The 1,336-nt window shown below is 68.7% G+C and carries 2 protein-coding genes; both read right to left on the reverse strand.

What is annotated here, in order from left to right; translation table 11 throughout:
- The coding region (locus CH341_RS31300) for a 2-hydroxyacyl-CoA dehydratase family protein (RefSeq protein WP_146604714.1) at positions 1–660 on the reverse strand (660 nt) is incomplete at its 3' end.
- 47 nt (positions 661–707) lie between these two features.
- The coding region (locus tag CH341_RS31305) for a 2-hydroxyacyl-CoA dehydratase subunit D (RefSeq protein ID WP_146604715.1) at positions 708–1,336 on the reverse strand (629 nt) is incomplete at its 5' end.

Raw genomic sequence — 1,336 nt, forward strand, 5'->3', positions numbered from 1 at the left:
GCCGTCGACATGCAGCGGATGCAGCGAGCGCAGCTCCAGCACGCGAGCGACTTTTCGCAGCACGCGGTTCTTGCGCCGGATTTCGTCCGCGACCCGATCCTGGTCGACGGGCTTGCCGGTGAGCCAGCGGGCCAGCCGCTGCAGCTCGTCGACCAGCAGCGCGATACCGGCCTCACGCTTCTCGTTGGCCCGGAACGCCGTCACGGTCTCCATGGTGAAGACGTCGTAGCCGTCGGCCTTGGCCAGCTCCAGCACCGAATGGATCGGCTCGCAACCGGAGCCGAAATGCACGATGCGCTTGATGCGGTGGTCGCGGTCGGTGTGCAGGCGGCCGATCATCGCCTTGATCATCGAGCAGAACTCGGACGGGATCTGGAAGTGGTCCTCGGCGATCGCCTCGGAGCGGCGGCTGTCCTCCGCCCACAGCTGGTCGTAGGACACCGGGATCGTGTCGCAGGCGAAGACCAGCGGCGACTCCCAGCTCCAGCCGCCCCAGATCACCGAGCGTCCCGCGTCGGCGGCGCGCGCGATCTCGTCGAACGAGTAGGTCTGGGCGATCGCGGCGAGCGCCTGCAGGCCCGCGGACGGTCGTCGCCCGCGCAGCACCGGCGATGGCGCAATCCGGGGCGCCTCGAGGGTGGCGGAGAGCACGTCGGTCATGATGGTGTCCTTCCCTGATCTCGGAGCTGCACGGTCTCGGCCGCCGGTCAGACGACCGGCGCGGCAGCCACCGCCAGCGCGGTCGCGCCGGCGTCGCGCTGCTCGTTCAGAATCTCGACGAAGGCCTCGATCCGGGTTTTCAGCTGGCCGTGGTCGCTCAGCGAGTAGTCGCTCGACAGCTCCAGCACCGGCAGGCCGAGCTGCCGGAAGTGATCGACGAAGGCCGAGCGGGTGATGCCGTAGCAGGCGCAGAACTTCAGGTAGACGTAGAGGATGCCGTCGACCGCGTAGTCGCGGGCCAGCAGGGCGGGCAGCTCCAGGCTGTCGTCGAGCGGCTTCATGCGGGCGCAGGGCGCCTGGTCGAGATACCCGTCGGCCAATGCCCGGAACGGATCGCCCGTCTCGGGAACGGTGCGGAAGAACGGCCGAAATCCGGCGCAGTGATCCTCCACCACGATGCGGGCGCCGACCTCCTCCTCGACCAGATCGACGATTTTTCGATCCTCGTCCGCCATGATGCTGCCGGCGATCATCAGCCGCAGCGGGCGGGCGCCGTCGTCGCCCTGCCGGCTCAGCGTCTCGTACAGGGGGCCGTAGGCCTCGATCAGCGTCTCGGCCGGGAGATAGTAATAGCCGCGGACCAGCTCGAGATAGTCACGACCGGACAGCGGCGGGC

It is taken from the genome of Rhodoplanes roseus (genome assembly GCF_003258865.1).
Taxonomy (GTDB): Bacteria; Pseudomonadota; Alphaproteobacteria; order Rhizobiales; family Xanthobacteraceae; genus Rhodoplanes; species Rhodoplanes roseus.